Below are 26,574 nucleotides of genomic sequence, written 5' to 3'. Positions count from 1 at the left end.
GCGAAAACGCGGGCTTTGATGTGTTGTGTTGCCAGGTCGTGCCGGTACGGTCGGGACGGCTGATCACTCCCACTCGATCGTCGCAGGCGGCTTGCCCGAGATGTCATAGACAACCCGGTTGATCCCGCGCACTTCGTTGATGATCCGGTTCGACACATGCCCAAGCAGTTCATGCGGCAGATGCGCCCAATGCGCGGTCATGAAGTCGAGCGTTTGCACCGCGCGCAGCGCGACGACGTACTCGTAGGTGCGCCCGTCGCCCATCACGCCGACGCTCTTCACCGGCAGGAACACCGCGAATGCCTGGCTCGTCAGGTCGTACCACGACTTGCCGGTTTCCTTGTCGATCGTGTTGCGCAGCGTCTCGATGAAAATCGCGTCCGCGCGGCGCAGCAGGTCCGCGAAATCGCGCTTCACTTCGCCGAGAATCCGCACGCCCAGACCCGGGCCCGGGAACGGATGGCGATACACCATCGAGTGCGGCAGACCGAGCTTCACGCCAAGCTCGCGCACTTCGTCTTTGAACAGCTCGCGCAGCGGCTCGAGCAGCTTCAGGTTCAGCGTCTCCGGCAGACCACCGACGTTATGGTGGCTCTTGATGGTCTGCGCGGCCTTCTTGCCCTTGCCCGCCGATTCGATCACGTCCGGATAGATCGTGCCTTGCGCCAGCCATTTCGCGTCGGTCAATTTGCCGGCTTCGGCCTGAAACACTTCGACGAACTCCGCGCCGATGATCTTGCGCTTCGCTTCCGGATCGGTCACGCCGGCGAGCTTGCCGAGGAATGCTTCGCTCGCGTCGACGTGAATCACCTTCACGCCAAGGTGATCGGCGAACAGCGCCATCACCTGCTCGACTTCGTTCAGACGCAGCAGGCCATGATCGACGAACACGCAGGTCAGCTGATCGCCGATCGCGCGATGCAGCAGCGCCGCCGCCACCGACGAATCCACGCCGCCCGACAACCCCAGAATGACGTGCTCGTTGCCGACCTGCTCGCGAATCTTCGCGACGGCTTCGTCGATGTAGTGGCCCATTTCCCAATCGGCCTTCGCGCCGCAGATCTGCAGCACGAAGCGCTCGAGCATCGCGCGGCCCTGCACCGTGTGCGTGACTTCCGGATGCCATTGCAGGCCGTAGAAGCGGCGCTGTTCGTCGGCCATCGCGGCGATCGGGCACGAGTCCGTCGATGCCATCAGCGCGAAGCCCGGCGGCATTTCCAGCACCTTGTCGCCATGGCTCATCCACACCTTGAGCATGCCGTGGCCTTCGGCCGTGGTGAAGTCGCTGATGCCTTCGAGCAGGCTCGTATGGTTGCGCGCGCGCACTTCGGCGTAGCCGAATTCGCGCAGATGGCCGATGTCGACCTTGCCGCCGAGCTGCTGCGCCATCGCCTGCATGCCGTAGCAGATGCCGAGCACCGGCACGCCGAGTTCGAATACGGCTTGCGGCACGCGCGGCGTGTCTTCCTCGGTGACCGAGCTCGGGCCGCCAGACAGAATCACGCCCTTCGGCGCGAAGTCGCGGATGAACGACGCGTCGACGTCGTACGGATGGATTTCCGAATACACGTTGGCTTCGCGAACGCGACGTGCAATCAGTTGGGTGACTTGCGAACCGAAGTCGAGAATCAAGATCTTGTCATGCATGGCAGCGGACGGAATCAGAAGTGAGCGGATACGGAATGCCGCGCACGAGGCGCGGCGATGAGTTCAAAGCGGTCCACGCGGCGACGGTCTCGGCGCGGCGCGGACAGCAAACATTACGATGAAGCACAAAGGCGCGACCAATGGCGGAACTTGCCGCCTGCGATGCGCGCGAACCAAACCCGGTAGCTTCGGCAAACGGCCTGGCGCGCGGCGCTTCAGCCATGAAACGGCGGGCGCGGTGCGCCGGGCACGTCGTTGCTGGTGTCGCGCGCGGCGGGTTCGGATTCGCTCAGGCCAGGCTCGCTTGCAGCCGGACCAAGCGGCGCGGCAGTGGCAACGGGAGCCGCGCCAGCCGGATTCACGGGTCGCGTGACCGGCACGACGGGCTCTGGCACCGGCTCCGCCTGATAGATCGGGAAGCCCGCTGAGGCACGTGGCTCGCGCTTCTGTACGGCATCCTTTTCGGCTTCTTTCGCGGCACGCTTATCAGCCCGGCTGTCGGCCTTGCTCGACGAGGACTTGACCACGCCCCCCTTCTCGCGCCGCCGCACCACACCCGACAGTCGCACGCCGCCAAGCCCGATCACCACCAGCGCGACACCGGCCAGCACCGCCACCATCTGCCCGAAGCCAGTCAGCGACGGCGTATGCAGCCCCAGCAGCCAGACCAGCATCAGCACGCCGATCAGCCAGTGCACATGACCGACGACCTTCGCGACCGTCGAAGTCAGCGCCCCGTCGAACGACGCATGCAGCGCGAGCCATGTGAGCCCGATCAGCGCGACGCCGAACGCCTGGCCGACCAGCATCGGCTCCGTTGGCACCAGTTGCAGCGCGTCGTACAGCGAGATCCACGGCGTCAGCACGAATAGCAGGCCGAACGCCAGCAGCACCAACGCATCGAGGATCAGTACAACGCGCAGCAGTGGCTTCATGGGCGTTTAGTCCACGTGGTAGTTGGGCGCTTCCTTGGTGATTTGCACGTCATGCACATGCGACTCGCGAAGGCCCGCGCCGGTGATTTGCACGAACTCGGCCTTCTCGTTCATTTCGGCGATGGTGCGGCAACCGCAGTAGCCCATGCTCGCGCGCACGCCGCCGATCAGCTGGAACAGGATCGCGTTGACCGAACCCTTGTACGCGACGCGGCCTTCGATGCCTTCCGGCACCAGCTTGTCGATGTTCGCTGAGTTGTCCTGGAAGTAGCGGTCCGCCGCGCCGTCCTTCATCGCGCCGACCGAGCCCATGCCGCGGTACGACTTGTATTGGCGGCCCTGGAACAGGAACACTTCGCCCGGCGACTCTTCGGTGCCGGCGAACATGCTGCCCATCATGACCGCGCTCGCGCCCGCCGCGAGCGCCTTGCTGACGTCGCCCGAGAAGCGCACGCCGCCGTCGGCGATGACCGGCACGCCGGTGCCGTTCAGCGCTTCGGACACGTTGGAGATCGCGGTGACCTGCGGCACGCCGACGCCGGCGACGATTCGCGTCGTGCAGATCGAGCCCGGGCCGATACCGACCTTGACGCCGTCCGCGCCGTATTCGACGAGCGCCTTGGCAGCCGCGGCGGTCGCGATGTTGCCGCCGATCACCTCGACGTGCGGGAAGTTCTGCTTGACCCACTTGACGCGCTCGAGCACGCCCTTGCTGTGGCCATGCGCGGTATCGACGACGATCACGTCGACACCGGCCTGCACGAGCAGTTCGACGCGCTCTTCGTTGTCCGCGCCGACGCCGACCGCCGCGCCCGCGCGCAGCTTGCCGTGCTCGTCCTTGCACGCGTCCGGATGTTCGGTCTGCTTGGTGATGTCCTTGACGGTCATCAGGCCGCGCAGCTCGAACGAGTCGTTGATGACCAGCACGCGCTCGAGGCGGTGGCTGTGCATCAGCGCCTTCGCTTCGGCGAGCGGCGTGCCTTCCTTGACGGTGACGAGGCGTTCGCGCGGCGTCATGATGTTGCGCACCGGCTCGTCCAGACGCTCTTCGAAGCGCAGGTCGCGGTTCGTCACGATGCCGACGAGCTGCGCGCCCTCGACGACCGGGAAGCCCGAAATGCCATGCTGGCGCGACAGCGCGATCACGTCGCGCACTTTCATTTGCGGCGGCACGGTGATCGGGTCGCGCACGACGCCCGACTCGAAACGCTTGACCTTGGCCACTTCACGCGCCTGCTCGGCCGGCGTGAGGTTCTTGTGGATGATGCCGACGCCGCCCATTTGCGCCATGGCGATTGCCAGACGTGCTTCGGTGACCGTGTCCATCGCGGCGGACACGAGCGGCATGTTCAGGGAGATGTTGCGGGTCAGCCGGGTCTTGAGGCTGGTGTCGCGCGGCAGAACATCGGAGAAGGCCGGGACGAGGAGCACGTCATCGAACGTGAGTGCTGTTTGGATCAGACGCATGGCAAATCCTATAGGCGCAAAAGCGAATTATACGCGATACCACCCCGGTTTTCACTGCGCGAACAGCAGCTTAGCGAATTTCAGACGATTTTTTACCGCTCCGGCACGCGCCGATTTCGCTTCGCTTTTCGCGTCGGGTTCGATCGGGTTTCGTTTGCGCGTTCGCAGGCAAACGCTGGACCCTTGGCCGGCGGCCATCGGCGATCGAGCGACACGAATGCAGGATCGAACAAGACGCCCCGTCCGCGAAACCGCTATTCTGCCGCCCATTCCAGGTTATCCAGAAGGGGCAGTCGATGCAGCGCGGTGTCATATATGGGGTCATGGCCGGAGCCTTGTGGGGCGTGGTGTTTCTGGTGCCGCGGGTGCTGCCCGACTTCTCCCCGCTGCTGCTCGTCGCCGGCCGCTATTCGATGTACGGCGTGGTGTCGCTCGCCGCGGCGCTGCCGATCGCGCGCTCGCTCGCCAAACGGCTGAGCCGTGAGGACCTGATCGCGCTCGTCAAGCTCGCGCTGGCCGGCAACATCGTCTATTACCTGCTGCTGACGGCCGCCGTGCACCTGATCGGGATCGCGCCGGCCTCGCTGATCGTCGGCGTGCTGCCAGTCACGGTCACGTTGATGGGCCGGCGCGATCACGGCGCCGTGCCGCTCGCGCGCCTCGCATGGCCGCTCGCGACCGTGATGGCGGGGATCGTGTGCATCAATATCGACGTGTTTACGGTGGCCGGTGCGGCGCCGGTGAGCATCGCGACGCGCTTGCTCGGCGTCGCCTGCGCGGTGGGCGCGCTCCTTTGCTGGACCTGGTTCGCGGTTGAAAACGCCCGCTACCTGCAGCGTCAGACGCATTTCAGCGGCAACGAATGGTCGGTGCTGTGGGGCGTCGTGACGGGCGCGCTCGGCGGCGCGTTGTGGCTGGTGTTCGCGGTGCTGCCGGCCGGCGGCCCGCAGGGCGAACTGGCCGACGCCCGCTGGCACACGTTCTGGCTGCTCAACCTGGTGCTCGCGATCGGCGCGTCGTGGCTCGGCAACGGTCTGTGGAATGCCGCGGCAAAACGGCTGCCGCTGACGCTGTCCGGCCAGATGATCGTGTTCGAGACGCTATTCGCGCTGCTCTATGCGTTCATTTACGACGAGCGCCTGCCTCGCCCGCTCGAACTCGCGGCGATCCTGCTGCTGGTGGCGGGGGTCTGGCGGTCGGTGCGCCGACATTCGGACGACGATTCGTCGGGTACGGCGCGCATCGAGGGCAGGGACGAGAAGGCGCAAACGGCGGCGCCTTGAGGTGATGTGACGTGATGATGTGACACGGGCGGCGGGCGAAAAAATTCACCGCCCCGCCGACTCGCGCCGCCTAGCGCGAATCCTTGTTCAACCAGCGCCGCCCCTCGATCGACCCGGCCTTGCGCGTCTTTTCGACGCGCCGTTGGCGCGACACCTTCGGATCGACCAGTAAAGGCCGGTAAATCTCGACGCGATCATGGTCGGCCAGCACCGTATCGAGCGGCTTGAGCTTGCCGAACACGCCCACCTTCTGCGTGTTCAGATCGATCGACGGAAAACGCCGCAGAATCCCGCTTGCGTCGATCGCCTGCCTCAGCGTCGCGCCCGCGGGCAACTCGACCGCAATCAACGCCTGCTCGCCGGCGAGCGCATAGCAGACCTCAACCGTTAGCCGCGCGCTCATGCCTGACCATAGCGCTGATTGGCGCGCTTCACGAAAGATTCGACGAAGGTATTGGCGATGTGATTGAACACCGGCCCGATGATCTTCTCGAGCAGGATGCTGGTGAACTCGTAGTGCAGCGCGAATTCGATCTTGCACGCATCCGCGCGCAGCGGCGTGAAGCGCCAGAAACCGGTGAACTTGCGAAACGGACCATCGGCGAATTCCATGTCGATGCGCGTGGGGCGCTCCATCGAGTTGCGCGTGGCGAAATGCTGCTTGATGCCCTTGAAGTTGATATCGATCCGCGCCTCCATGCTGGTGTCGTCCCGGTGACGAATTTCGATGCCGCCGCACCATGGCAGGAAGTTGGGGTAATCGTCGACGTCGGTGACGAGGTCGAACATCTGTTCCGCCGAATGGCGAATCAACACGGTTTTCTGGACATCTGCCATAAATTGAACAGCGCGTGGCAAGGGTGGATGAGCGCGGCGGGCTTTCCTTGTCCCGCTTTGCTAAAATCGTAATTTTAAACGAGTTGGGCACTTTCCATTCATGAGCATCATCGACAACAGAAAAGCCTTCTACGACTATTCGGTCGAGGAACGCTATGAGGCCGGCCTCGTGCTCGAAGGATGGGAGGTCAAGGCGTTGCGCGCAGGGCGCGGCCAGATCAAGGAAGGCTACGTGGTGATCCGCAACGGCGAGTTGTTTCTGATCGGCACGCACATCAGCCCGCTGCCCGAAGCGTCGACGCACATCCATCCCGATCCGGTGCGCACGCGCAAGCTGCTGCTGCATAGCGAGGAAATCAGCAAGCTGATCGGCAAGGTCGAGCAGCGCGGCTACACGCTCGTGCCGCTGAATTTTCACTACAAGAACGGTCGCGTCAAATGCGAGATCGGCCTCGCGAAGGGCAAGAAGATGCACGACAAGCGCGAGACCGAGAAGAAGCGCGACTGGGAGCGCGAGAAGGCGCGTTTGATGCGCTCGCCGACGTAAGCGCGATTCGTTTGCGGCTCACGCAGAAAAATGGCCCGCACATCGATGGCGGGCCATTTGCTTTTTGTCACGCGCTCATTGCGCGCCGATTGCTCAGTTCGTCAGCGCAGGTCGCTTCGCGGCGGCTCCGCTGCCGCCCTGCCCTTGTTCACGATCGTCAGCGCAGACGCGATCATCGAACTCATGTTCGACATGTCGCCCGGCACGATCAGTGTCGTCCCCTGCTTCGCGAGGTTCGAAAACGCGTTCACGTACTGTTCGGCCACTTTCAGATTGACCGCGTCCATGCCGCCGTTCAGTTGGATCGCCGCGGCGATCTTCTGGATCGCCTGCGCGTTCGCCTCGGCCACCGCCAGAATCGCCGCGGCCTGGCCCTGCGCCTGGTTGATCGCCGCCTGCCGCTCGCCTTCGGACGTCTGGATCGCCGCCTCGCGGCCGCCCGACGCGATATTGATCTGCTCCTGCTTGCGCCCTTCCGAGGCCGCGATCAGCGCGCGCTTCTCGCGCTCGGCGGTGATCTGCGCCTGCATCGCGTGAAGGATTTCCTTCGGCGGCGTCAAATCCTTGATCTCGTAGCGCAGCACTTTTACGCCCCAGTTCGAGGCCGCCTCGTCGAGCGCGGACACGATGCTGTGATTGATGAAATCGCGCTCTTCGAAAGTCCGGTCGAGCTCCAGCTTGCCGATGACCGAGCGCAGCGTGGTCTGCGACAACTGCGTGATCGCGAACACGAAGTTGCTCGATCCGTACGATGCCTTCATCGGATCGGTGACCTGGAAATACAGCACACCGTCGACCTGCAGTTGCGTGTTGTCGCGCGTGATGCAGACCTGACTCGGCACTTCGAGCGGAATCTCCTTCAGCACGTGCTTGTACGCGACCCGATCGACGAACGGAAACGCGAAGCTCAGACCCGGCGTCAGCGTCGCGTGATAGCGGCCGAGGCGCTCGAGCACCCACGCATGCTGCTGCGGCACGATCTTGATGGTCTGCGACGCGAGCACGATCACGACGATCAGCAGCACCGCCCCGACGATGGTTGAATCCATATCGCTACCCTCCGCTTCTGCTTCGAATTGTTGTGCGCAGGTTGGTCGGGCCTGCGTGTTCAGATTAGGCTCTGGTGCTTCACTTTGTGAACGGACATCGATGAGCGCGTGTGGCGAACACCGCACCCAACACTCAGGTTCAGATCGTCAGGTCGCGCTCGCGCGCGCCTTCGGCTGCCGGCTCGCGACGACGACCAGACAACTACCGCGCAACTCCCTGATCTCGTAGACCTGTGCGTCTTCGGGCTCGCCCGCGGCCAGCTCGACGTCCCATGCGGCGCCACGATAGGTCGCGCGTGCTTTGCGGCTCTGCCAGGCCGGCACGTTCAACGTCTGCCCGATGTCCAGATTGACATCGGGATTGCGCGACGCCTGCTCGCGCCGGCGACGGGCAAAGCGCGAGCGTCTGAGCGCCACGACCGCCGCAAGCGCGACCAGCGCCGCCACCACGAACTGCAGATCGGGCCCGGCGCCGGCAATGCGCGCAAGCGCGGCCGCGACGAAGCCGAACGCGATCATCAACAGATAGAAGGTGCCGCTCATCAGCTCCAGCACGACAAGCACACCCGCCCCGATCCACCAGAACAGTCCACCAGGCGCCACGTCGACCTCCACAAAGCAAAACACCCCGGATCTACCGGGGTGTTTATAGCACGAAGCGGACGTGCCTTTAACGCGTGCCAAATGCCGCCTGCGAAGCGGCATTCGATACCTCGCGAGTTACGCCTTTGCCTTTGCCAGCTGCTGCCACGTATCGATGATCGTGTCGGGGTTCAGCGAGATCGACTTGATGCCTTCGTCCGTCAGCCACTGCGCGAAGTCCGGGTGATCCGAAGGACCCTGACCGCAGATACCGACGTACTTGTCCAGACGCAGACAGGTTTCGATTGCGCGCTTCAACATGAACTTGACCGCCGGATCGCGCTCGTCGAAATCGACGGCGAGCAGTTCCATGCCCGAGTCGCGGTCGAGGCCGAGCGTGAGTTGCGTCAGGTCGTTCGAGCCGATCGAGAAACCGTCGAAGTACTGCAGGAACTCTTCGGCAAGGATCGCGTTCGACGGCACTTCGCACATCATGATCAGGCGCAGGCCCTTCTCGCCGCGCTTCAGGCCGAACTTTGCGAGCAGCCCGACAACGCGCTCCGCCTGCTTCAGCGTACGCACGAACGGCACCATGATCTCGACGTTGTCGAGGCCCATCTCTTCACGCACCTTCTTCAGCGCGACGCATTCCATCTGGAACGCCTCGGCGAAGTCTTCGGCGATATAGCGCGATGCGCCGCGGAAGCCCAGCATCGGGTTTTCCTCGTCCGGCTCGTAGCGCGAACCGCCGATCAGCTTCTTGTACTCGTTCGACTTGAAGTCCGACATACGCACGATGACGGGCTTCGGATAGAACGCCGCCGCGATCGTCGCGATGCCTTCGGTCAGCTTGTCGACGTAGAACGCGCGCGGCGACGCGTGACCGCGAGCGACGCTTTCGACCGCTTTCTTCAGGTCCTGATCGACGTTGGGGTACTCGAGGATCGCCTTCGGGTGCACGCCGATGTTGTTGTTGATGATGAACTCGAGACGCGCGAGACCCACGCCTGCGTTCGGCAGTTGCGAGAAGTCGAACGCGAGCTGCGGATTGCCGACGTTCATCATGATCTTCACCGGAATCGGCGGCAATTCGCCGCGCTGCACTTCGGTGACTTCCGTTTCGAGCAGGCCGTCGTAGATCTTGCCTTCGTCGCCTTCCGCGCACGATACGGTGACGAGCGCGCCGTCCTTCAGCACGTCGGTCGCGTCGCCGCAGCCGACCACCGCCGGCACGCCCAGCTCACGCGCGATGATCGCCGCGTGGCAGGTGCGGCCACCACGGTTCGTGACGATCGCCGACGCACGCTTCATGACCGGCTCCCAGTTCGGGTCGGTCATGTCGGCGACGAGCACGTCACCCGGCTGCACGCGGTCCATCTCCGACGGATCATGGATCACGCGCACCGGACCCGCGCCGATCTTCTGACCGATCGCACGGCCCGTTGCCAGCACGTTCGACTGGCCCTTCAGCTTGAAGCGCTGCTCGGCCTTGCCGCCGCCCTGGCTCTTCACCGTTTCCGGACGCGCCTGTAGGATGAAGATCTTGCCGTCGCGGCCGTCCTTGCCCCACTCGATGTCCATCGGACGCTGGTAGTGCTTTTCGATGATGACCGCGTACTTCGCGAGTTCGATCACGTCTTCGTCGGTGATCGAGAAACGGTTGCGCTGCTCGTGCGCGACGTCGACGGTCTTCACGCGGCCCGGCTCGCCCGGCTTCGTGAACTCCATCTTGATCAGCTTCGAGCCGATCGAGCGGCGGATGATCGGGTACTTGCCCTGCGCGAGCGTGGTCTTGAAGACGTAGAACTCGTCCGGATTCACCGCGCCCTGCACGACGGTTTCGCCGAGGCCATAGCTCGACGTGATGAAGACGGCGTCCTTGAAGCCCGATTCGGTATCCAGCGTGAACATCACGCCGGCGGCGCCGACGTCCGAGCGCACCATGCGCTGCACGCCCGCCGACAACGCGACCTCAGCATGCGTAAAGCCCTTGTGGACGCGATAGGAGATAGCGCGGTCGTTGTACAGCGACGCGAATACGTGCTTCATGCGATCGAGCACGTCGTCGATGCCGACCACGTTCAGATAGCTTTCCTGCTGACCGGCGAACGATGCGTCGGGCAGGTCTTCCGCGGTCGCGGACGAACGCACGGCAAACGAGAGCTCTTCGGGCGAGCTCTTTTGCAGCGTGTCGAACCCCGCGCGAATGTCAGCCTCGAGCTGCGGCTGCAGCGGCGCGTCGACGATCCATTGACGGATCTCCTTGCCCGCTTCGGCGAGCGCCTTCACGTCGTCGACGTCGAGCGTCTCGAGACGTTTGGCGATGCGTTCGGTCAGATTGTTGTGCTGCAGGAAGTCACGGAACGCGAGCGCGGTGGTCGCGAAGCCGGTCGGCACGCGCACGCCGGCTTCAGCGAGCTGGCTGATCATCTCGCCCAGCGACGCGTTCTTGCCGCCGACGATTTCCACGTCGGTCATCCGCAACTGCTCGAACGGAACTACATACGCCTTGTCCTTTGCGCCGGTAACTGCGTTAGTCATACAAGCCCCTAAGTGTGAAAGAAATTCACGACTGTGCAAGTGGGCTTGAACACGGGCAGCCCATTGGAAGCTCGACCCCGTGTCTTGCACAACCTGTTAGATAAGCAATCGCCGTTAAGGCAGAGATGCGTTGCATGGAGACGCCGGCCGCGAGCGTGACCGAGACGGCGGCGGCGAAGAACGCCAATCAACGCACTTACCGCCCGATCTCTTACGTTCAACGCATATCTACGCCAGATGACGTGAGGTTGAACGACCGTTCGCGGTAATTTAGCGGCCAATCGCCTGCAATTGCTTATCCAACAGGTTGCCGCTATTCTACCGTGCCGACTCCCCAAATGTGGCAGTCGGTCGAGAATTGCGTCTCGAATCGCGCCCCGGCCCAGCCAGCCGGCTTTGCGAGGCCGGCCGCGCGCCGCTGCGCGGTTTGATCCAAGCGCGTTCCAGCGCCGCGCTTTGCTGGCCCATTTGCCTTTCACGTTCACAGCCCCACTGATGCCGCCCACCGTATTCATCGTCTCAGACGGTACCGGGATCACTGCCGAAACCTTCGCGCATTCGATCCTCTCCCAGTTCGACCAGAAATTCCGCCTGGTCCGCGTGCCATTCGTCGACTCGACCGAGAAGGCCTATGCAACGCTCGAAAAAATCAACGAAGCGGTCGTGCAGGACGGCCGTCGTCCGATCGTGTTCACCACGCTCGTCGATAGCTCGTCGAATCAGATCGTCAAGGGTTCGAACGCGCTCGTGCTCGACATGTTCCAGACCTTCGTCGAGCCGCTCGAACAGGAACTGGAGCTGAAGTCGAGCCACGCGATGGGCCGCGGCCACCAGAACGCGGACACCGAGGAGTACAAGAACCGGATCGAGGCGATCAATTTCTCGCTCGCGCACGACGACGGTCAATCGAACCGCAATCTCGCGGACGCCGACGTGATCCTCGTCGGTGTGTCGCGCAGCGGCAAGACGCCGACGAGCCTTTATCTGGCGATGCAGTACGGCGTGAAGGCGGCGAACTATCCGTTGATTCCCGAAGATTTCGAGCGCGGCAAGCTGCCGACGCCGCTGCTCGAGCACCGGCAGAAGATGTTCGGGCTGTCGATCGATCCGCAGCGGTTGTCGGAGATCCGTAACGAGCGGCGGCCGGGCAGCAAGTATGCGGCGCCGGAAAACTGCCGCTATGAGATCAACGAAGCCGAAACGATGATGCGGCGTGAGGGGATCAAGTGGCTGTCGTCGACGCACAAGTCGATCGAGGAGATCGCGACGACGATCCTGCAGGAGATCAAGCTGGATCGGCCGTCGTATTGAGCGACCGCCGAGCAGGCGTAGCGTTGCCGGCCAGCGCCCGCGCAACGCCACTGACGTCTACTTTTTACGGCCGCGCTGCTGCCGGCACTGCTCGAACACGCAGACGGCCGCCGCGGCCGCCACGTTCAGCGATTCCATGCCGCCAGGCTGCGGAATCGTCACCCGCAACGACACGGCATCGCGCCACACCTGCGACACGCCCGCCCCTTCGTTGCCGAACACCCACGCAAGCGGCCTGCTCAGGTCGCAGTCATAAATCGCTTCGGCGCCGTGCGAATCGGTGATGACGATCGGGACCGCGAGACGTTCGATCAACGCACTCGCGTCGACATCCTCATGAATCTGCAACAGGAAGTGCGCGCCCATCCCCGAGCGCAGCACCTTCGACGACCACGCGTACGCGGTGCCCGGCGCGCAGAACACCTGCTCAATCCCCGCGGCCGCCGCACTGCGCAGAATCGAGCCGACATTGCCCGCGTCCTGCACACCGTCGAGCACCAGACAGTTTTGCTCGACGCGCTCGGGCAGCGGCGCATCCAGCTTCTCGACGAGCAGCAGAATTCCGACGCCATGCACGACATTCGACAACTGTCCGAATAACGCATCGGGCAGCGTCACGAGCCGATGCTCGTCGATGCGCGAAACGATCGCCTGCGCTTCGTCGTGACGCAGCGCGTCGTCGGTGACGACGCAGAGCTCCGGCTGACCGGCGACGTCGAGATACGCGCTCGCGAGATGGAAGCCCTCGAGCAGCGCGTGGCCGCTGCGGCGCTGTTGATGCGTCGAGCCGGCCAGTGCCTTCAGGCGCTTGTAGAGCGGATTGTCCCGCGAGGTGATGGCTTTCACAGGCAGCGAAGGCGGTAAGAAATGGAAATGGGAGCGGCGACGAATCAGTGGCAAATCAGCGGCGCTCGAGCGCGGACCGCGTTCGAGCCGTGCGGATGCGGTCAGTCACGCGAGGCCGGCGTCGCCGAATACATCGTCGTCGAGCAGCAGCGCGTCGGCCACGATGACGGCGTCCGCCGATGGCAACGGCACGCCTGTGCCGAACCGCACATGCGCTTCGCGCACCGGCGCGAACGAGCGCCGATGATGCTCGCACGGCCCATGGTCGCGCAGCGCCGCGAGATGCTGCGGCGTGCCGTAGCCGGCATGCGCGTCGAAGCCATACACGGGATACGCCTCGTGCAGTTCGAGCAGCATGCGGTCGCGCGCGACCTTCGCGAGAATCGACGCCGCCGAAATGCTCTTCACGAGCGCGTCGCCGCCGATCACCGCCTCGCTACGGATGCTGAGCGTCGGGCAACGGTTGCCGTCGACCTTCACGAGCGTCGGCACGACCGACAGGCCCTCGACCGCGCGCTTCATCGCGAGCATGGTGGCGTGCAGGATGTTCAGCGAATCAATTTCCTCGACCGTCGCCGATGCGATGCAATACGCGAGCGCGCGATCGACGATCTTGTCGTACAGCGCTTCACGCTTGAGTGCGGTGAGCGCCTTCGAATCGTCGAGGCCGCGGATCATCGGTTTGGTGGGATCGAAAATCACCGCCGCCGCGACGACCGGTCCGGCCAGCGGTCCGCGCCCTGCTTCGTCGACGCCGCAGACGATGTCGTCGGCGCTCTCGAAGTTCAGGCCGGCTTGCGCGACCACCCGAACGGCGGCCGCGGTCTTGCGGCGAGGCGCGCGCGGGGGGTTCATGGTCGCCCCGCCCGTTGCTCGACGACGCTCGCCACGACTTCGGCCGCGCGCTGCGCGGTGTTCTGCTTGAGCACGTGGTGCATCTCCGTGAAGATTTCCTTCAGCGTGCGCCGGTTCGCTTCGTCGCGCAACTGTTTCAGCGTCGCCTCGGCGAGCGCCTGCGGCGTCGCGAAGTGCTGCAGGATCTCCGGCACCACGAAACGCCCGGCTAGAATGTTCGGCAGGCCGACGTACGGCAGATAGCCCTGGCGGCGCATGATCTGACCGGTCAGCCAGGGCACCTTGTACGAAATCACCATCGGCTTTTTCAACAGCGCGGCTTCCAGCGTGACGGTGCCGCTCTTCACGAGAATCGCGTCGGCGGCGGTCATCGCGAGTTGCGACTGGCCGTCGATGATGGTCAGCGCGAGGCCCGGGTGCGCATCGACGAGCGGCTGCAGGAGCGCGCGCAACGCGGGCGTCGCCGCCGGCATCACGAAGCGCACGCTGGGCTCCTGGTGCTGCATCATCTCCATCGCCGCGAAGAACGTCGGGCCGATCAGGTCGATCTCGGAGCGCCGGCTGCCCGGCAGCACCGCGATCACCGGCCCGCCTTCCGCCAGACCGAGCGCGCGGCGCGCGCCGAGCGTGTCGGGTTCGAGCGGGATCTGATCGGCCAGCGGATGCCCGACGTACGACGCCGCGACGCCCGCCTTTTCGAGCAGCGCGGTTTCGAACGGGAACACGCACATCATATGGTCGACCGCCTTGGCGATCTTCTTGATGCGCCCGCCACGCCACGCCCAGATGGACGGGCAAACGAAGTGCACGGTCGGAATGCCGGCGTCGCGCAGCGCATGCTCGAGCCCGAAGTTGAAGTCGGGCGCGTCGACGCCGACGAACACGGACGGCGGCTCGGCAAGCAGCTGACGCTTGAGCTCGTTGCGGATACCGAGGATTTCGGGGATGTGCCGCAGTGCTTCGACATAGCCGCGCACCGTCAGCTTTTCCATCGGCCAGTGGGCGTCGAAGCCGGTGGCGATCATGCGCGGACCGCCGATGCCGTAGTACTGCGTGGCGGCCGGCAGCCGGCTGGCGAGACCGTCGAGCAGCGACGCGGCGAGCAGGTCGCCGGACGGCTCGCCGGCCACCATCGCGATGCGCGGCGGACTGGGTTGCAACGTCATCGGTTAGCGGATGATGCCGCGCTGCGACGCTTCGACGAACGCGAGCAGCGTCTGCACCGGGGCGTCGCCGTCACCGCCGGCCGAACCGAGTTCCTTCAATTGCACCTTCGCTTCTTCGAGCGACAGGCCGTTCTTGTACAGCACGCGATATGCGGAGCGCAGCACCGAGATCGCGTCAGCCGAGAAACCGCGGCGGCGCAGCCCTTCGACGTTGATGCCGTGCGGCTCGGCCTTGTTGCCCGCGGCGATCACATAGGGCGGCACGTCCTGCACGAGCGCCGACGCCCCGCCGAGCATCGCATGCGCGCCGATGCGCACGAACTGATGCACGCCGGACATGCCGCCGATGATCGCGTGGTCGCCGATCGTCACATGGCCGGCCATTTGCGCGTTGCTCGACAGGATCACGTTGCTGCCGACGTGGCAGTCGTGACCGATGTGCACGTAGGCCATGATCCAGTTGTCGTCGCCAAGCGTGGTGACGCCCGCATCCTGCACCGTGCCGGTGTGGATCGTCGTGAATTCGCGGATCGTGTTGCGGTTGCCGATCACGAGCCTGGTCGGCTCGTCCCGGTACTTCATGTCTTGCGGACGGCCGCCGACCGATGCGTAATGGCCGATGCGGTTGTCTTCGCCAATCGTGGTATAGCCTTCGATCACGCTGTGCGAGCCGACCGTGCTGCGCGCACCGATCGTCACATGTGCGCCGATCACCGCATAGGGCCCGACTTCGACGGATTCGTCGAGCTGCGCTCCCGCTTCGATGATCGCGGTGGGATGGATCCTGCTCATGCGTCCTCGCTTCTGATTCTGTTGCGTTGTGTGGATGGCCTTGCCGCCGGGGCCGCGCACCTGCCGTGCCACGCCGCGACCTGCCCGGACGCCAGCTTTACGCGTCTTTGTCCGTGTGGCGCACCGCGCACATCAGATCGGCTTCCGCCGCGACGACGCCATCCACTTCGGCGCGCGCCTTGAACTTCCAGATGCCGCGCATGTGACGCTCGAACGTGCAGTTCAGGATCAGCTGATCGCCCGGTTCCACCACGCGCTTGAAGCGCGCGTTGTCGATGCCGACGAACAGGTACAGCGTGTTCGACGGATCGCTCGGCTCTTCCGAGAACGTCAGCAGCGCCGCGGTCTGCGCGAGCGCTTCGAGGATCAGCACGCCTGGCATCACCGGCCGCGTCGGGAAATGTCCCTGGAAATACGGCTCATTGATCGACACGTTCTTCAACGCTTTGATGCTCTTGTGCGGTTCGAGTTCGAGCACCCGGTCGACCAGCAGGAACGGATAACGATGCGGCAGCAGCGTGAGAATCTTATGAATGTCGAGATTGATTTTTTCGGTGCTCATGGTGTTTCTGCTCACGCATTGACTGCGCGATGATGACTGCGGATGCTGGTGCAGGTGGGTTGAAAACGCGCGCGACCGGTGCCTTGATTGACCGGTGGCCGTGCCACCCGGTCACGGCCACCGGCTTTGCTTCATGATGCTCGACCACTATTTTACGCGGTGCCGGTGGGTCGCCGGGATAACTGTCAGATCTTGTTGCCTGCGGGTTGACCTGCGGCGCCGTCAGTGGCACTGCCGGCCTTGTCGGCGGCGGCGCTCTCCAGCGCCTTGATGCGATCGCGAAGCTTGTCGATATTGCGCAGCAGCGCGGCGCTCTTGTTCCAGTCCGCGTGGTTCACGGCCGGGAACGCACTCGTATACATGCCGGGTTTCAGCAGCGATTTCGACACGCCCGACTTCGCGGTGACGATCACGTGATCGGCGAGCGTCACGTGTCCGGCAATGCCGACCGCGCCGCCGATCATGCAGTGACGCCCGATGGTCGTGCTGCCCGCGATGCCCGCACAGCCCGCGATCACCGTGTAGGCGCCGACCTTGCAGTTGTGGCCGATCTGCACGAGGTTGTCGATCTTCACGCACTCCTCGATGATCGTGTCGGCCATCGCGCCGCGGTCGATCGTAGTGTTCGCGCCGATCTCGACGTCGTTCGCGATCGACACGCCTCCGACCTGCGGAATCTTCACCCAGCTGCCGGTGCGCGCGTCGCCCTCGCCGACGAAGTCGGGCGCGAAGCCGAAGCCGTCCGAGCCGATCACCGCGCCCGCGTGCACGATCACGCGCTCGCCGAGCTTGCAGCCGTGGTACACGGTCACGTTCGGATACAGATGCGCGTTCGCGCCGACACGCGTGCCGCGGCCGATCACGACGTTGGCGTCGAGCCGCGCATGCTCGCCGATCACCGCGCCCGCTTCCACGGTCACACGCGGACCGATCACCGCGCTCGCGGCGACCTGCGCGGAAGGATCGATGGTTGCGCTCGGATGCACGCCGGGGACGGGCTTAGGCGCGGCGAGCTCGATAAAGGTTTGCGCGATGCGCGCGAAGTAAGCGTAGGGATTCGGCGTGACGATGAAGTTTCGACCTTCGCGTGAAGCGAGCTTCGCGAGGTCGCCGGCATTGATCAGCACCGCGCCGGCGCGGGTCGTTTCGACTTGCGACAGATATTTCGGATTGGCGAGGAACGCCAACTGGTCCGGGCCTGCCTGGTCGAGCGGCGCGAGACTGCTCACGCGCTGCGACCCGTTACCGACAACCTCACCGCCGAACCGCTGGACGATGTCCTCGAGCTTAAATGCCATGCCTATCCTGTCTCCAACCTGTTCAATCATTGCGAGGGCGCGCGCCAACGCGCGCGGGGCGACCGTGCGCCGCCCTCGGTTGCCCTTAGTTGCCCGATGCCGCCAGTGCCTTCAGCACCTGATCGGTGATATCGATGCGCGGGCTCACATACACCGCTTCCTGCACGATCAGATCGTAGTGCTGCGTTTCGGCGATCTGCTTGATGACCTTGTTCGCGCGATCGAGCACCGCCGCGAGTTCCTCGTTGCGGCGCTGGTTCAGGTCTTCGCGGAACTCACGCTGCTTGCGCTGGAAGTCCGAGTCGAGCTGCGACAGGTCGCGCTGCTTCTGCGCGCGATCGGTCGCCGACATTGTCGCGCCATTCTTGTCGAGTGCATCGGACATCGACTTGAGCTTTTGCGCCATGTCGGCGAGATCTTTGTCCCGCTTCGCGAATTCGGCCTCGAGCTTCAGCTGCGCGGCTTTCGCCGCAGCCGATTCGCGCAGGATGCGGTCGGAATTCACCGCGGCGATTCTCGCCTCCTGCGCGTGCGCCATGCCGACCCCGAGGGTCATTGCCAGCGCCAATGCGCACGCTACACGTTTCGAAAACATACCGGTTAGCAAAGTCATCCTCTCGATACTGTAGTTTGGCCGGGCTCGCCGCCGGGAGCGCCCGCCGCCGCAGCCGGCCGCCGGGAGCGCCCGCCGCCCAATCAGAACGCGGTCCCGATCTGGAACTGGAACTTCTGATACTGGTCGCCCGTGTGCTTCGTGAGCGGGAAGCCAAGGCTCAACTTGAGCGGGCCGATCGGCGAGATCCACGCGAGACCCACACCGTAGCCGTAACGCAGACCGTTCGCGCCAGTCGACGTAGCTGCCGTGCTCGCGTCCGCCCAGACGTTACCAGCGTCCAGGAAGGTGAACACACGCAGCGTCCGGTCATAACCGGTCCCGGGCAGCGGGAACGTCAACTCGATATTGCCCACCAGCAGCTTCGAGCCGCCGATCGGGTCGCCGGTCGTTTTGTCACGCGGACCCAGTGAGCTCGGCTCGTAACCACGCACCGAACCGATACCGCCCGCGTAATAGTTCTTGAAGATAGGATAAGGCTTGCCAGCAAGGCCGTTACCATAGCCGCCCTGGAAGTTGAAGCCCAGCACAAAGCCGCGCGCAAACGAGTAATAGTACTGCGCGTTGATGTCGGCCTTGTAATACTGGGTACCGCCGATCGGCGTGCCGTATTCTGCGTTCGCCTGCGTGAAGTAGCCGCGGCTTGGCACGAGCGCGCTGTCGCGCGCATCGCGCGACCAGCCAATCGTAAGCGGCACGTTGTTCGACACCCGGCCGAAGTCATTCACGTATTGCTTATACGAAGCCGGGGTATTTGCATCGACGTCCAGCTGGTTCTGTTCGAAGCCCGCGCCGAAGTACACGGTATCGACTTCGGAGAACGGAATGCCGAACTTCAGGTCGCCGCCCATCGTGACGATCTTGAAGCTCGAATCGGTCGAGTAGTACAGCGGCTGGTACGTACGGTAGTAGACGTCGGTGATCCGCTTGATGCCGTCAACCGTGAAGTACGGGTCGACCTGCGTGACCGTCAGCGTACGGTACGTCTTCGCGGTATTGATGTTCACCGCGAGGCTCGTGCCGGAGCCGAACACGTTGTCCTGCGAGATACCCGCCGACAGCACCACCTTGTCCGTCGACGAGAAACCTGCACCGAGCGTAATCGCGCCGGTCGGCTTTTCGGCGACCTTCACGTCGATGTCGACCTGGTCGGGCGTGCCTTCGACCGGCACCGTGGTCACGTCGACGTCGGTGAAGTAGCCGAGACGATTGATGCGGTCCTTCGACAGCGAGAGGCGGTTCGAATCGAACCACGAGCTTTCGAGCTGGCGCATTTCGCGGCGCACCACTTCGTCGCGCGTGCGCGTGTTGCCGACCACGTTGATGCGGCGCACGTACACGCGACGGCTCGGGTCGACCTGCAGCGTCAGGTCCACCGTGTGGTTGTTCTGGTCGATCTGCGGCTGGGCATTGACGGTCGCGAACGCGTAACCGTATTCGCCGAGCTTGTCGACGATCGCCTTCGTGGTGGCTTGCAGCTTTTCGGCCGAGAAGCGGTCGCCCGGCTTGATCTTGATGAGCTTCTTCAGCTCCGCTTCGCGGTCGAGCAGATTGCCGGCGAGGCGGATGTTCGAAATCGTGTACGGCTGGCCTTCATGCAGCGTGATGGTCAGGTACATGTCCTTCTTGTCCGGCGAGATCGACACCTGGGTCGATTCGATGCTGAACTCGAGGAAGCCGCGATTCAGGTAGAACGAGCGAAGGTTCTCGAGGTCGCCGGTGAGCTTGTCTTTCGCGTACAGGTCGTTCTTGGTGTACCACGAGAACCAGTTCGGCGTGGACAACTGCATTTCGTCGCGCAGCGTGCCGGTGCTGAAGGTCTTGTTGCCGATGAAGTTGATCTGGCGGATCTTCGCGCTCGGACCTTCGGCCACCGAAAACAGGATGCCGACGCGGTTGCGGTCGATCGGCGTGATCGTCGTGGTGACTTCGGCCGCGTAGAAACCGCGCGTCAGGTACTGGCGCTTCAGTTCCTGCTCGGCCTTGTCAACCAGCGCCTTGTCGAAGTAGCGGCCTTGCGACAGCCCGACCGCGCGCAGCGCCTTGATCAGGTTGTCCTTTTCGAACTCGTGGATGCCGGCGAAGTCGATCGTGCCGATGGCCGGGCGCTCCTGCACCTGCACCACCACCACGTTGCCTTCGGTTGCGATCTTGACGTCGTTGAAGAAGCCCGTCGCGTACAGCGCGCGAATCGCTTCAGAAGCCTTGTCGTCGGAAAAGGTATCGCCTTGTTTGATGGGCAGGTACGCGAACACCGTACCCGGTTCGACGCGTTGCAATCCCTCAATGCGAATGTCTTGCACCACGAAGGGCGTCGTTGCATGAGCAACCAGCCCATGCGCGGCGAACGCCGCGGCTATAACCGTCTTTGGACCAAAGCGATGAGGTTTGAACAACGTGCTTCCCCAGTGTGTATAGCTGCATCAGGCCTGGCGGCCGCCCTCGAGAACGCCGCCGGACACTTTAAAAATGGATTAAACGAGCCAGATCGTTGAACAGCGCAATCGCCGACAACGCGACGATGCAGGCAAGACCCGCCCTCTGAAAAACGAGTTGCCAGCGATCAGAGACAACTTTACCGGTCACAGCTTCAACCAAATAATATAACAGATGACCCCCGTCCAATACCGGAATTGGTAGCAGGTTCAGCACGCCAAGGCTAATGCTGACAAGGGCCAGGAACGACAAAAACGCGGAAGGACCCAGACGTGCGCTCTTTCCCGCGTAGTCGGCGATCGTCACCGGACCGGACAGGTTCTTCAGCGATGCCTCACCGACGATCATCCGGCCAAACATCCGCACCGAGTACACCGCGAGATCCCACGTGCGGCGCGTGCCGAGGCGCAGGCTGTCGAGCGGGCCGTAGCGCACTTCGATCGACGGCACCTGGGTCGCCAGCTCTGCGCCGATGCGGCCGATCTGCTGCCCGCTCGCCGCATCGCGCTGCAGTTGCGGCACGATCGTGATCTCTTCGAGCGCGCCCGCCGTATGTCCGCCGCGGCCGCCGCGCTCCACCCGCAGCGTGACCGGCACGCCGGCGTGCGATTTTACAAAGGCGATGAAGGCCGCGGCATTATCGGTCGGCGTACCGTTGATCGCGCGCAGCCGGTCGCCCGCGACGAGCCCCGCCTTCTGCGCGGCGCTGCCCGCCTGTACGCCGGCCACCGTCAGCTTGCCGCCACCTGGCTCGAAGCCGAGGCGCGACATCAGATCGTCGTCGACGTCTTTCTCGCCGATGCCGCGCAGGTCCATCGGAAAATCGGAGGTGCCGTGTGCGTCTTTTGCACTGAGCACGATGCGCTGCTGATCGAAGGCGGCACCGAGCAGCTTCCAGCGCAGATCCGACCACGAGCGCACTGGCTCGGTCTCGTCGCTATGGCCGGTGCGCACACCGACGATCGTCTCGCCGCCCTCGAAGCCCGCCAGCGCGGCGGGTGTATTCGGCGCGGGCGTGGCGATCACGGCCGCCGGTTCGGTCACGCCAGTGGCGAACACGAGTGCGAACAGCACGATCGCAAGCAGGAAATTCGCGACCGGACCGGCCGCGACGATCGCGAAGCGCCGCCACACCGACTGGCGATTGAACGCATGCGGCAGATCCGCGTCGGCAACCGAGCCGGGGCCGGCCTCGCGCTCGTCGAGCATCTTCACGTAGCCGCCTAGCGGCAGCGCGGCAATCGTCCACTCGGTGCCCGTCTTCTGACTGACCCACTGAACCAGCGGCTTGCCGAAGCCAATCGAAAAACGCAGCACCTTCACGCCGCACAGACGCGCGACGCTGTAGTGCCCGTACTCGTGGACCACCACGAGTACGCCAATCGCAACCGCGAAAGCGAGCAGTTCGATCAGCAGATTCATAAACGCCTCACTGGACGGCGCGTTCCGTGCGACGGACGCCGTCGGGCAGACGCGCGATGAATTCGGTAGCAGCACGGCGCGCCGCGGCGTCCGCTTCGATGACGTCGTCGAGCGCGTGCGCGCTGCGGTTCGGTAATGCGTTCAGCACCGAGTCGACCACCTGCGCAATCGCCATGAAGCCGATGCGGCGCGCGAGGAACGCCTCCACCGCGATCTCGTTGGCGGCGTTCAACGCCGCGCTCGCGACACCGCCTTCGGCCAGCGCCTTCATCGCGAGCGCGAGGCACGGGAAGCGCGCGTAGTCGGGTTTTTCGAACGACAGCGACGCAATCTCCGCGAGATCGAGCTGCGCGACGCCGGAATCGACGCGATCCGGAAACGCGAGTGCGTGCGCGATCGGCGTGCGCATGTCGGGGTTGCCGAGCTGCGCGAGCACCGAGCCGTCTGCGTATGACACCAGCGAATGAATCACGCTCTGCGGATGGATCAGCACGTCGATGCGCTCGCCGGGCAGATTGAACAGCCAATGAGCCTCGATCACTTCGAGGCCCTTGTTCATCATCGTCGCTGAGTCGACCGAGATCTTGCGGCCCATCACCCAGTTCGGATGCTTGCAGGCTTCGTCAGGCGTCACGTCGACGAGCGTGGCCGGTTCGCGGGTGCGGAAGGGGCCGCCCGACGCGGTCAGGATGATCTTCGAGACGCCGCCATGCAGCGATGCTTCGCGCGGCAGGCATTGGAAAATCGCGTTGTGTTCGCTGTCGACCGGCAGCAGGACCGCGCCGTTGTCGTGCACCGCGTCCATGAAGATCGCGCCGGACATCACCAGCGCTTCCTTGTTCGCGAGCAGAATGCGTTTGCCGGAGCGCGCCGCGGCGAGGCTGGGCGCGAGCCCCGCTGCGCCGACGATCGCCGCGACCACCGTGTCGCAGCCCTCGCTCTTCGCGACGTCAACGAGCGCCTGCGGCCCGTACGTGACCTCGGTCTTGCTGCCCGCATCGCGCAGCTTCGCGGCGACCTTCGCGGCCGTGTCGGCGTCGCCGACCACCGCCACTTCGGGCGCGAAGCGCAGGCATTGCTCGACGAGCTTGTCGCCGTTGCGATGCGCGCTCAGCGCGTAAATGGAAAAACGCTCGGGATGGCGCGCGACCACGTCGAGCGTACTGTCTCCAATCGAGCCCGTGGAACCGAGCAATGTCAGACGTTTTTGCATATCTCTTTTCTCTAGCCGAGCAGCAGCATCGCGAGCGGCAGCACCGGCAACAATGCGTCGATGCGATCGAGCACGCCGCCGTGCCCCGGCAACAGGCCGCTCGAGTCTTTGACGCCGGCCTGGCGTTTCATCATCGATTCGAACAGATCACCGACCACGCTGAAAACCACCAGCAGGGTCAGCGCGAGCACCGTGCGTAACGCGCCCAGTTGCGCCAGCAGCGCAGAATACAGGGTCGGCTCGAACGCGTGCAAAAAGATCGCCACCGCCGCGACGATCATGACCAGCAACCAGCCGCCGATCGCGCCCTCCCAGGTTTTACCCGGACTGATGGCGGGTGCCAGCTTGTGCTTGCCAAACGCCTTCCCCGAGAAGTATGCGCCGATATCGGCGAGCCATACCAATAGCAGCAGCGACAGAACGAACGGCACACCGAGCATGCGCGCGGCGACGAGAGCATGCCAGCACGCGATGAAACCGACGATGCCGGCAAGAAACAGAAAGGCGCGCCACGCGCCCTGCGCGAGCACCGGCTTGCGCAGCAGCACGAAAGGACCGCCGATCACCCAGAAAATCGCCGCCGCCTGGAAGAATGGCCGCGCATGCTCCGTGCCAATGCCCAGCCGTGTGCTGGTGACGAGCCCGAGCGCCGCGACGAGCGCGTACAGCACCGGACCCGCGCCGCCGAGCTTCAGCAGGCGCGCCCACTCCCACGCGGCGAACACGACTACGAACGCGATCAGCGCGCCGAACGCGCCGACCGGCGCGAACAGCGTGACAGGCAGGAACACTGCAAGCAGCACGATCGCCGTGATGACACGGGTTTTTAGCATGGAAGCGAATCGACGTTCTGCGATTGCGGCTCGAGCTGAGCACTGGTGCGGCCGAAGCGGCGTTCCCGCTCGGCGTACGAAGCGATGGCATGACCGAGCGCGTCGGCGTCGAAATCCGGCCAGAACGTGTCGGTGAAATAGAACTCGGTGTAGGCGAGCTGCCACAGCAGGAAGTTGCTGACGCGGCGCTCGCCGCCGGTGCGGATGAACAGGTCGGGCTCGGGCGCATAAGCCATCGACAGATGCTCGGCGAACGCGTCCTCGTTGACCTCGACCGGTTTGCCGGCCGCAGCCGCCTGCTCGACGAGCTTGCGGGTGGCCTGCATGATGTCCCAGCGACCGCCGTAGTTCGCGGCGATGGTCAGCGTAAGACGGGTATTGCGCGCGGTCTTGGTCTCCGCGCGCTTGATCAGATCACGGATCTTGTCGTCGAAACGCTCGAGATCGCCGACCACGCGCAAACGGATGCCGTTCGCGTGCAGCTTGCCGATCTCGCGCTCGAGCGCGGTGACGAACAGGCGCATCAGGAACGACACCTCCTCGTTCGGACGGCGCCAGTTCTCCGAACTGAACGCGAACAGCGTCAGATATTCGACGCCCCGCCGCGCGCACGCCTCGACGGCCGCCCGCACCGCGTCGACGCCGCGCGTATGGCCCGCCACGCGCGGCAGACGCCGCTGGGTGGCCCAACGGCCGTTGCCATCCATGATGATCGCGATATGTCGCGGCACCGCGGCGACTTCAGGCACGCGCACGGTTGAGCTGGTATAGGTCATGGCCGTCGGGACAGTAGTGCCAGTAAAGAAGTGGAAATCAGAAAGACTGAGCCGAACGGCGTCAGACCGTCATGATCTCGGCTTCTTTCGTCGTGACGAGCTTGTCGATTTCGGCGACGAACTTGTCCGTCAGCTTCTGGACGTCGTCGCCGGCACGACGCTCATCGTCTTCCGAAATTTCCTTGTCCTTGACGAGCTTCTTCAGTTGCTCGTTGGCGTCGCGACGCAGGTTGCGCACGGCCACCTTGGCCGTTTCGGCTTCGCTGCGCACGACCTTGGTCAGCTCGCGGCGACGTTCTTCGGTCAGCGCGGGCATCGGAACGCGAATCACGTCGCCGTGCGTGGCCGGGTTCAGACCGAGGTCCGACTCGCGGATCGCCTTTTCGACGACCTGAACCATCTTCTTTTCCCACGGCTGCACGCCGATCGTGCGAGCGTCGATCAGCGTCAGGTTCGCGACCTGCGAAATCGGCACCGGCGAGCCGTAGTAGTCGCACTGGATATGATCGAGCAGGCCCGTGTGCGCACGGCCAGTGCGGATCTTCGACAGGTCGTTCTTGAACGCGTCGATGGAGCGCTGCATCTTCTGTTCAGCGCCCTTCCTGATATCAGCCACAGACATTTTAAACCTCCGAACCTTCAAAACGGTGCGAGCCGCCCGGCACGCGCGATGCGGCGGCCCGGGCTCGCGTCAAAGCCCATGTAATGTAAACGAAGTTTACACGTGGACGAGGGTGCCCTCGTCCTCACCTAGCACGATGCGCTTCAGCGCACCGGGTTTGACGATCGAAAACACGCGGATCGGCAGCTTCTGGTCGCGGCACAGCGCAAAAGCCGTCGCGTCCATCACCTGCAGATTGCGGCCGATTGCCTCGTCGAAGCTGATCGTGGTGTAACGGGTCGCGCTCGAATCCTTCTTCGGGTCGGCCGAATAGACGCCGTCCACCTTGGTTGCCTTCAGCACCACTTCCGCGCCGATTTCCGAGCCGCGCAATGCAGCGGCCGTGTCGGTTGTGAAGAACGGGTTGCCGGTACCGGCCGCGAAAATCACGACCTTACCTTCCTCGAGCTGGCGGATCGCGCGGGGCCGGATATACGGCTCGACGACCTGGTCCATGCGCAGCGCGGACTGCACGCGCGCCTCGATGCCAGCATGGCGCATCGCGTCCTGCAGCGCCAGCGCGTTCATCATCGTGGCGAGCATACCCATGTAGTCGGCAGTCGCGCGGTCCATACCCGCCGCGCCGCCCGCGACGCCGCGGAAGATATTGCCGCCACCGATCACCACGGCCAACTGCGTTCCTAGACGGACCACTTCGGCCACGTCCGCCACCATTCGTTCGATGGTCGCGCGATTGATGCCGAAGGCATCGTCGCCCATCAGAGCTTCACCGGAGAGTTTGAGCAGGACGCGTTTATAGGCAGTGGGCATAGAGGTATCCAGATCGCGCAGAACAGGGCAACAACAAGGGACTAATGTAGGGGTGAAATACTGATTCGGGCAAGCTCCGCCAAATTGGCGAACCCAAACGTTCGCCAGCGGCGGCCGCGCGGCGAGGGTCA

Annotated in this window: 25 protein-coding genes; 3 read left to right on the top strand and 22 right to left on the bottom strand. The window is 64.1% G+C overall.

What is annotated here, in order from left to right:
* Positions 1 to 63: 63 nt before the first annotated feature.
* The 3 genes from guaA to guaB all read right to left on the bottom strand — a co-directional run bounded on the left by guaA (position 64) and on the right by guaB (position 4,049).
* Positions 64 to 1,647 carry a glutamine-hydrolyzing GMP synthase gene (gene guaA / locus G5S42_RS19600; protein ID WP_176108307.1) on the bottom strand — a complete coding sequence of 528 codons (1,584 nt, stop codon included), beginning with the start codon at positions 1,645 to 1,647 and terminating at the stop codon, positions 64 to 66.
* Positions 1,648 to 1,862: 215 nt separating this feature from the next.
* Positions 1,863 to 2,582, bottom strand: coding sequence for a hypothetical protein (locus tag G5S42_RS19595; protein WP_176108306.1), 720 nt, complete (start codon positions 2,580 to 2,582; stop codon positions 1,863 to 1,865).
* A gap of 6 nt (positions 2,583 to 2,588) precedes the next feature.
* Entirely contained in the window at positions 2,589 to 4,049 is a 1,461-nt protein-coding gene (gene guaB / locus G5S42_RS19590) for an IMP dehydrogenase (protein WP_176108305.1), read from the bottom strand.
* A 296-nt stretch (positions 4,050 to 4,345) separates the two neighbouring features.
* Here guaB and G5S42_RS19585 point away from each other — a divergent pair, with 296 nt between their 5' ends.
* Positions 4,346 to 5,332: a DMT family transporter gene (locus tag G5S42_RS19585; protein ID WP_176108304.1), complete on the top strand. Its 987-nt coding sequence runs from the start codon at positions 4,346 to 4,348 to the stop codon at positions 5,330 to 5,332.
* A 70-nt stretch (positions 5,333 to 5,402) separates the two neighbouring features.
* On the opposite strand, the gene G5S42_RS19580 is transcribed toward G5S42_RS19585, so the two are convergent.
* A complete protein-coding gene (locus G5S42_RS19580) occupies positions 5,403 to 5,735 on the bottom strand; it encodes an RnfH family protein (RefSeq protein ID WP_176108303.1) in 333 nt (110 codons plus the stop codon).
* Positions 5,732 to 6,169: a type II toxin-antitoxin system RatA family toxin gene (locus G5S42_RS19575; RefSeq protein WP_013089685.1), complete on the bottom strand. Its 438-nt coding sequence runs from the start codon at positions 6,167 to 6,169 to the stop codon at positions 5,732 to 5,734. The genes G5S42_RS19580 and G5S42_RS19575 overlap by 4 nt, the downstream gene beginning before the upstream one ends.
* A gap of 100 nt (positions 6,170 to 6,269) precedes the next feature.
* Here G5S42_RS19575 and smpB point away from each other — a divergent pair, with 100 nt between their 5' ends.
* A complete protein-coding gene (gene smpB, locus G5S42_RS19570) occupies positions 6,270 to 6,716 on the top strand; it encodes an SsrA-binding protein SmpB (RefSeq protein WP_013089686.1) in 447 nt (148 codons plus the stop codon).
* 101 nt (positions 6,717 to 6,817) lie between these two features.
* On the opposite strand, the gene G5S42_RS19565 is transcribed toward smpB, so the two are convergent.
* The 3 genes from G5S42_RS19565 to ppsA form a co-directional block, all read right to left on the bottom strand.
* Complete coding sequence (locus tag G5S42_RS19565) at positions 6,818 to 7,765, bottom strand: SPFH domain-containing protein (RefSeq protein ID WP_176108302.1); 948 nt, start codon at positions 7,763 to 7,765, stop codon at positions 6,818 to 6,820.
* Positions 7,766 to 7,912: 147 nt separating this feature from the next.
* Positions 7,913 to 8,368, bottom strand: a complete 456-nt coding sequence (locus tag G5S42_RS19560) for an NfeD family protein (RefSeq protein ID WP_176108301.1) — start codon at positions 8,366 to 8,368, stop codon at positions 7,913 to 7,915.
* A 117-nt stretch (positions 8,369 to 8,485) separates the two neighbouring features.
* Positions 8,486 to 10,888 (bottom strand): phosphoenolpyruvate synthase, encoded by a 2,403-nt coding sequence (gene ppsA, locus G5S42_RS19555; protein WP_176108300.1) that lies wholly within the window; start codon positions 10,886 to 10,888, stop codon positions 8,486 to 8,488.
* 495 nt (positions 10,889 to 11,383) lie between these two features.
* On the opposite strand from ppsA, the gene ppsR reads away from it, so the two are divergent.
* The gene (ppsR, locus tag G5S42_RS19550; RefSeq protein ID WP_176108299.1) at positions 11,384 to 12,199 is read left to right on the top strand and encodes a posphoenolpyruvate synthetase regulatory kinase/phosphorylase PpsR; all 816 of its coding nucleotides are present in this window, start codon (positions 11,384 to 11,386) and stop codon (positions 12,197 to 12,199) included.
* 57 nt (positions 12,200 to 12,256) lie between these two features.
* Here ppsR and G5S42_RS19545 read toward each other — a convergent pair whose 3' ends face one another.
* The 14 genes from G5S42_RS19545 to pyrH form a co-directional block, all read right to left on the bottom strand.
* A complete protein-coding gene (locus G5S42_RS19545) occupies positions 12,257 to 13,045 on the bottom strand; it encodes a TrmH family RNA methyltransferase (protein ID WP_176108298.1) in 789 nt (262 codons plus the stop codon).
* Between the two features lie 105 nt (positions 13,046 to 13,150).
* Entirely contained in the window at positions 13,151 to 13,900 is a 750-nt protein-coding gene (gene rnhB / locus G5S42_RS19540; RefSeq protein ID WP_176108297.1) for a ribonuclease HII, read from the bottom strand.
* The gene (gene lpxB, locus G5S42_RS19535; RefSeq protein WP_176108296.1) at positions 13,897 to 15,066 is read right to left on the bottom strand and encodes a lipid-A-disaccharide synthase; all 1,170 of its coding nucleotides are present in this window, start codon (positions 15,064 to 15,066) and stop codon (positions 13,897 to 13,899) included. The genes rnhB and lpxB overlap by 4 nt, the downstream gene beginning before the upstream one ends.
* A gap of 3 nt (positions 15,067 to 15,069) precedes the next feature.
* Positions 15,070 to 15,858, bottom strand: a complete 789-nt coding sequence (gene lpxA / locus G5S42_RS19530; RefSeq protein WP_176108295.1) for an acyl-ACP--UDP-N-acetylglucosamine O-acyltransferase — start codon at positions 15,856 to 15,858, stop codon at positions 15,070 to 15,072.
* Between the two features lie 97 nt (positions 15,859 to 15,955).
* Positions 15,956 to 16,420 carry a 3-hydroxyacyl-ACP dehydratase FabZ gene (gene fabZ, locus G5S42_RS19525; protein ID WP_176108294.1) on the bottom strand — a complete coding sequence of 155 codons (465 nt, stop codon included), beginning with the start codon at positions 16,418 to 16,420 and terminating at the stop codon, positions 15,956 to 15,958.
* A 185-nt stretch (positions 16,421 to 16,605) separates the two neighbouring features.
* Positions 16,606 to 17,718 (bottom strand): UDP-3-O-(3-hydroxymyristoyl)glucosamine N-acyltransferase, encoded by a 1,113-nt coding sequence (gene lpxD, locus G5S42_RS19520; protein WP_176108293.1) that lies wholly within the window; start codon positions 17,716 to 17,718, stop codon positions 16,606 to 16,608.
* Positions 17,719 to 17,803: 85 nt separating this feature from the next.
* Positions 17,804 to 18,325 carry an OmpH/Skp family outer membrane protein gene (locus G5S42_RS19515; protein ID WP_026225318.1) on the bottom strand — a complete coding sequence of 174 codons (522 nt, stop codon included), beginning with the start codon at positions 18,323 to 18,325 and terminating at the stop codon, positions 17,804 to 17,806.
* A gap of 89 nt (positions 18,326 to 18,414) precedes the next feature.
* The gene (gene bamA, locus G5S42_RS19510; protein WP_176108292.1) at positions 18,415 to 20,727 is read right to left on the bottom strand and encodes an outer membrane protein assembly factor BamA; all 2,313 of its coding nucleotides are present in this window, start codon (positions 20,725 to 20,727) and stop codon (positions 18,415 to 18,417) included.
* A gap of 67 nt (positions 20,728 to 20,794) precedes the next feature.
* On the bottom strand, positions 20,795 to 22,189 hold the full coding sequence (gene rseP / locus G5S42_RS19505; protein ID WP_176108291.1) for an RIP metalloprotease RseP: 1,395 nt from the start codon (positions 22,187 to 22,189) through the stop codon (positions 20,795 to 20,797).
* A gap of 7 nt (positions 22,190 to 22,196) precedes the next feature.
* Positions 22,197 to 23,402: a 1-deoxy-D-xylulose-5-phosphate reductoisomerase gene (locus G5S42_RS19500; protein ID WP_176108290.1), complete on the bottom strand. Its 1,206-nt coding sequence runs from the start codon at positions 23,400 to 23,402 to the stop codon at positions 22,197 to 22,199.
* A gap of 11 nt (positions 23,403 to 23,413) precedes the next feature.
* The gene (locus G5S42_RS19495; RefSeq protein ID WP_176108289.1) at positions 23,414 to 24,235 is read right to left on the bottom strand and encodes a phosphatidate cytidylyltransferase; all 822 of its coding nucleotides are present in this window, start codon (positions 24,233 to 24,235) and stop codon (positions 23,414 to 23,416) included.
* The gene (gene uppS / locus G5S42_RS19490) at positions 24,229 to 25,011 is read right to left on the bottom strand and encodes a polyprenyl diphosphate synthase (RefSeq protein WP_176108288.1); all 783 of its coding nucleotides are present in this window, start codon (positions 25,009 to 25,011) and stop codon (positions 24,229 to 24,231) included. Before uppS ends, G5S42_RS19495 begins: the two co-directional genes overlap by 7 nt.
* Positions 25,012 to 25,072: 61 nt before the next feature.
* A complete protein-coding gene (gene frr, locus G5S42_RS19485; RefSeq protein ID WP_013089702.1) occupies positions 25,073 to 25,633 on the bottom strand; it encodes a ribosome recycling factor in 561 nt (186 codons plus the stop codon).
* A gap of 96 nt (positions 25,634 to 25,729) precedes the next feature.
* The gene (gene pyrH / locus G5S42_RS19480; protein WP_013089703.1) at positions 25,730 to 26,443 is read right to left on the bottom strand and encodes a UMP kinase; all 714 of its coding nucleotides are present in this window, start codon (positions 26,441 to 26,443) and stop codon (positions 25,730 to 25,732) included.
* Positions 26,444 to 26,574 lie beyond the last annotated feature (131 nt).

The organism is Paraburkholderia youngii, assembly GCF_013366925.1.
GTDB classification, from domain to species: domain Bacteria; phylum Pseudomonadota; class Gammaproteobacteria; order Burkholderiales; family Burkholderiaceae; genus Paraburkholderia; species Paraburkholderia youngii.
This window is presented reverse-complemented; position numbering and strand designations above follow the sequence as displayed.

Coding starts and splice junctions, on each gene's coding strand:
- guaA (WP_176108307.1), bottom strand. CDS start 1,647: ATGCATGACAAGATCTTGATTCTCGACTTCGGTTCGCAAGTCACCCAA.
- G5S42_RS19595 (WP_176108306.1), bottom strand. CDS start 2,582: ATGAAGCCACTGCTGCGCGTTGTACTGATCCTCGATGCGTTGGTGCTG.
- guaB (WP_176108305.1), bottom strand. CDS start 4,049: ATGCGTCTGATCCAAACAGCACTCACGTTCGATGACGTGCTCCTCGTC.
- G5S42_RS19585 (WP_176108304.1), top strand. CDS start 4,346: ATGCAGCGCGGTGTCATATATGGGGTCATGGCCGGAGCCTTGTGGGGC.
- G5S42_RS19580 (WP_176108303.1), bottom strand. CDS start 5,735: ATGAGCGCGCGGCTAACGGTTGAGGTCTGCTATGCGCTCGCCGGCGAG.
- G5S42_RS19575 (WP_013089685.1), bottom strand. CDS start 6,169: ATGGCAGATGTCCAGAAAACCGTGTTGATTCGCCATTCGGCGGAACAG.
- smpB (WP_013089686.1), top strand. CDS start 6,270: ATGAGCATCATCGACAACAGAAAAGCCTTCTACGACTATTCGGTCGAG.
- G5S42_RS19565 (WP_176108302.1), bottom strand. CDS start 7,765: ATGGATTCAACCATCGTCGGGGCGGTGCTGCTGATCGTCGTGATCGTG.
- ppsA (WP_176108300.1), bottom strand. CDS start 10,888: ATGACTAACGCAGTTACCGGCGCAAAGGACAAGGCGTATGTAGTTCCG.
- ppsR (WP_176108299.1), top strand. CDS start 11,384: ATGCCGCCCACCGTATTCATCGTCTCAGACGGTACCGGGATCACTGCC.
- rnhB (WP_176108297.1), bottom strand. CDS start 13,900: ATGAACCCCCCGCGCGCGCCTCGCCGCAAGACCGCGGCCGCCGTTCGG.
- lpxB (WP_176108296.1), bottom strand. CDS start 15,066: ATGACGTTGCAACCCAGTCCGCCGCGCATCGCGATGGTGGCCGGCGAG.
- lpxA (WP_176108295.1), bottom strand. CDS start 15,858: ATGAGCAGGATCCATCCCACCGCGATCATCGAAGCGGGAGCGCAGCTC.
- fabZ (WP_176108294.1), bottom strand. CDS start 16,420: ATGAGCACCGAAAAAATCAATCTCGACATTCATAAGATTCTCACGCTG.
- lpxD (WP_176108293.1), bottom strand. CDS start 17,718: ATGGCATTTAAGCTCGAGGACATCGTCCAGCGGTTCGGCGGTGAGGTT.
- rseP (WP_176108291.1), bottom strand. CDS start 22,189: ATGAATCTGCTGATCGAACTGCTCGCTTTCGCGGTTGCGATTGGCGTA.
- G5S42_RS19500 (WP_176108290.1), bottom strand. CDS start 23,402: ATGCAAAAACGTCTGACATTGCTCGGTTCCACGGGCTCGATTGGAGAC.
- G5S42_RS19495 (WP_176108289.1), bottom strand. CDS start 24,235: ATGCTAAAAACCCGTGTCATCACGGCGATCGTGCTGCTTGCAGTGTTC.
- uppS (WP_176108288.1), bottom strand. CDS start 25,011: ATGACCTATACCAGCTCAACCGTGCGCGTGCCTGAAGTCGCCGCGGTG.
- frr (WP_013089702.1), bottom strand. CDS start 25,633: ATGTCTGTGGCTGATATCAGGAAGGGCGCTGAACAGAAGATGCAGCGC.
- pyrH (WP_013089703.1), bottom strand. CDS start 26,443: ATGCCCACTGCCTATAAACGCGTCCTGCTCAAACTCTCCGGTGAAGCT.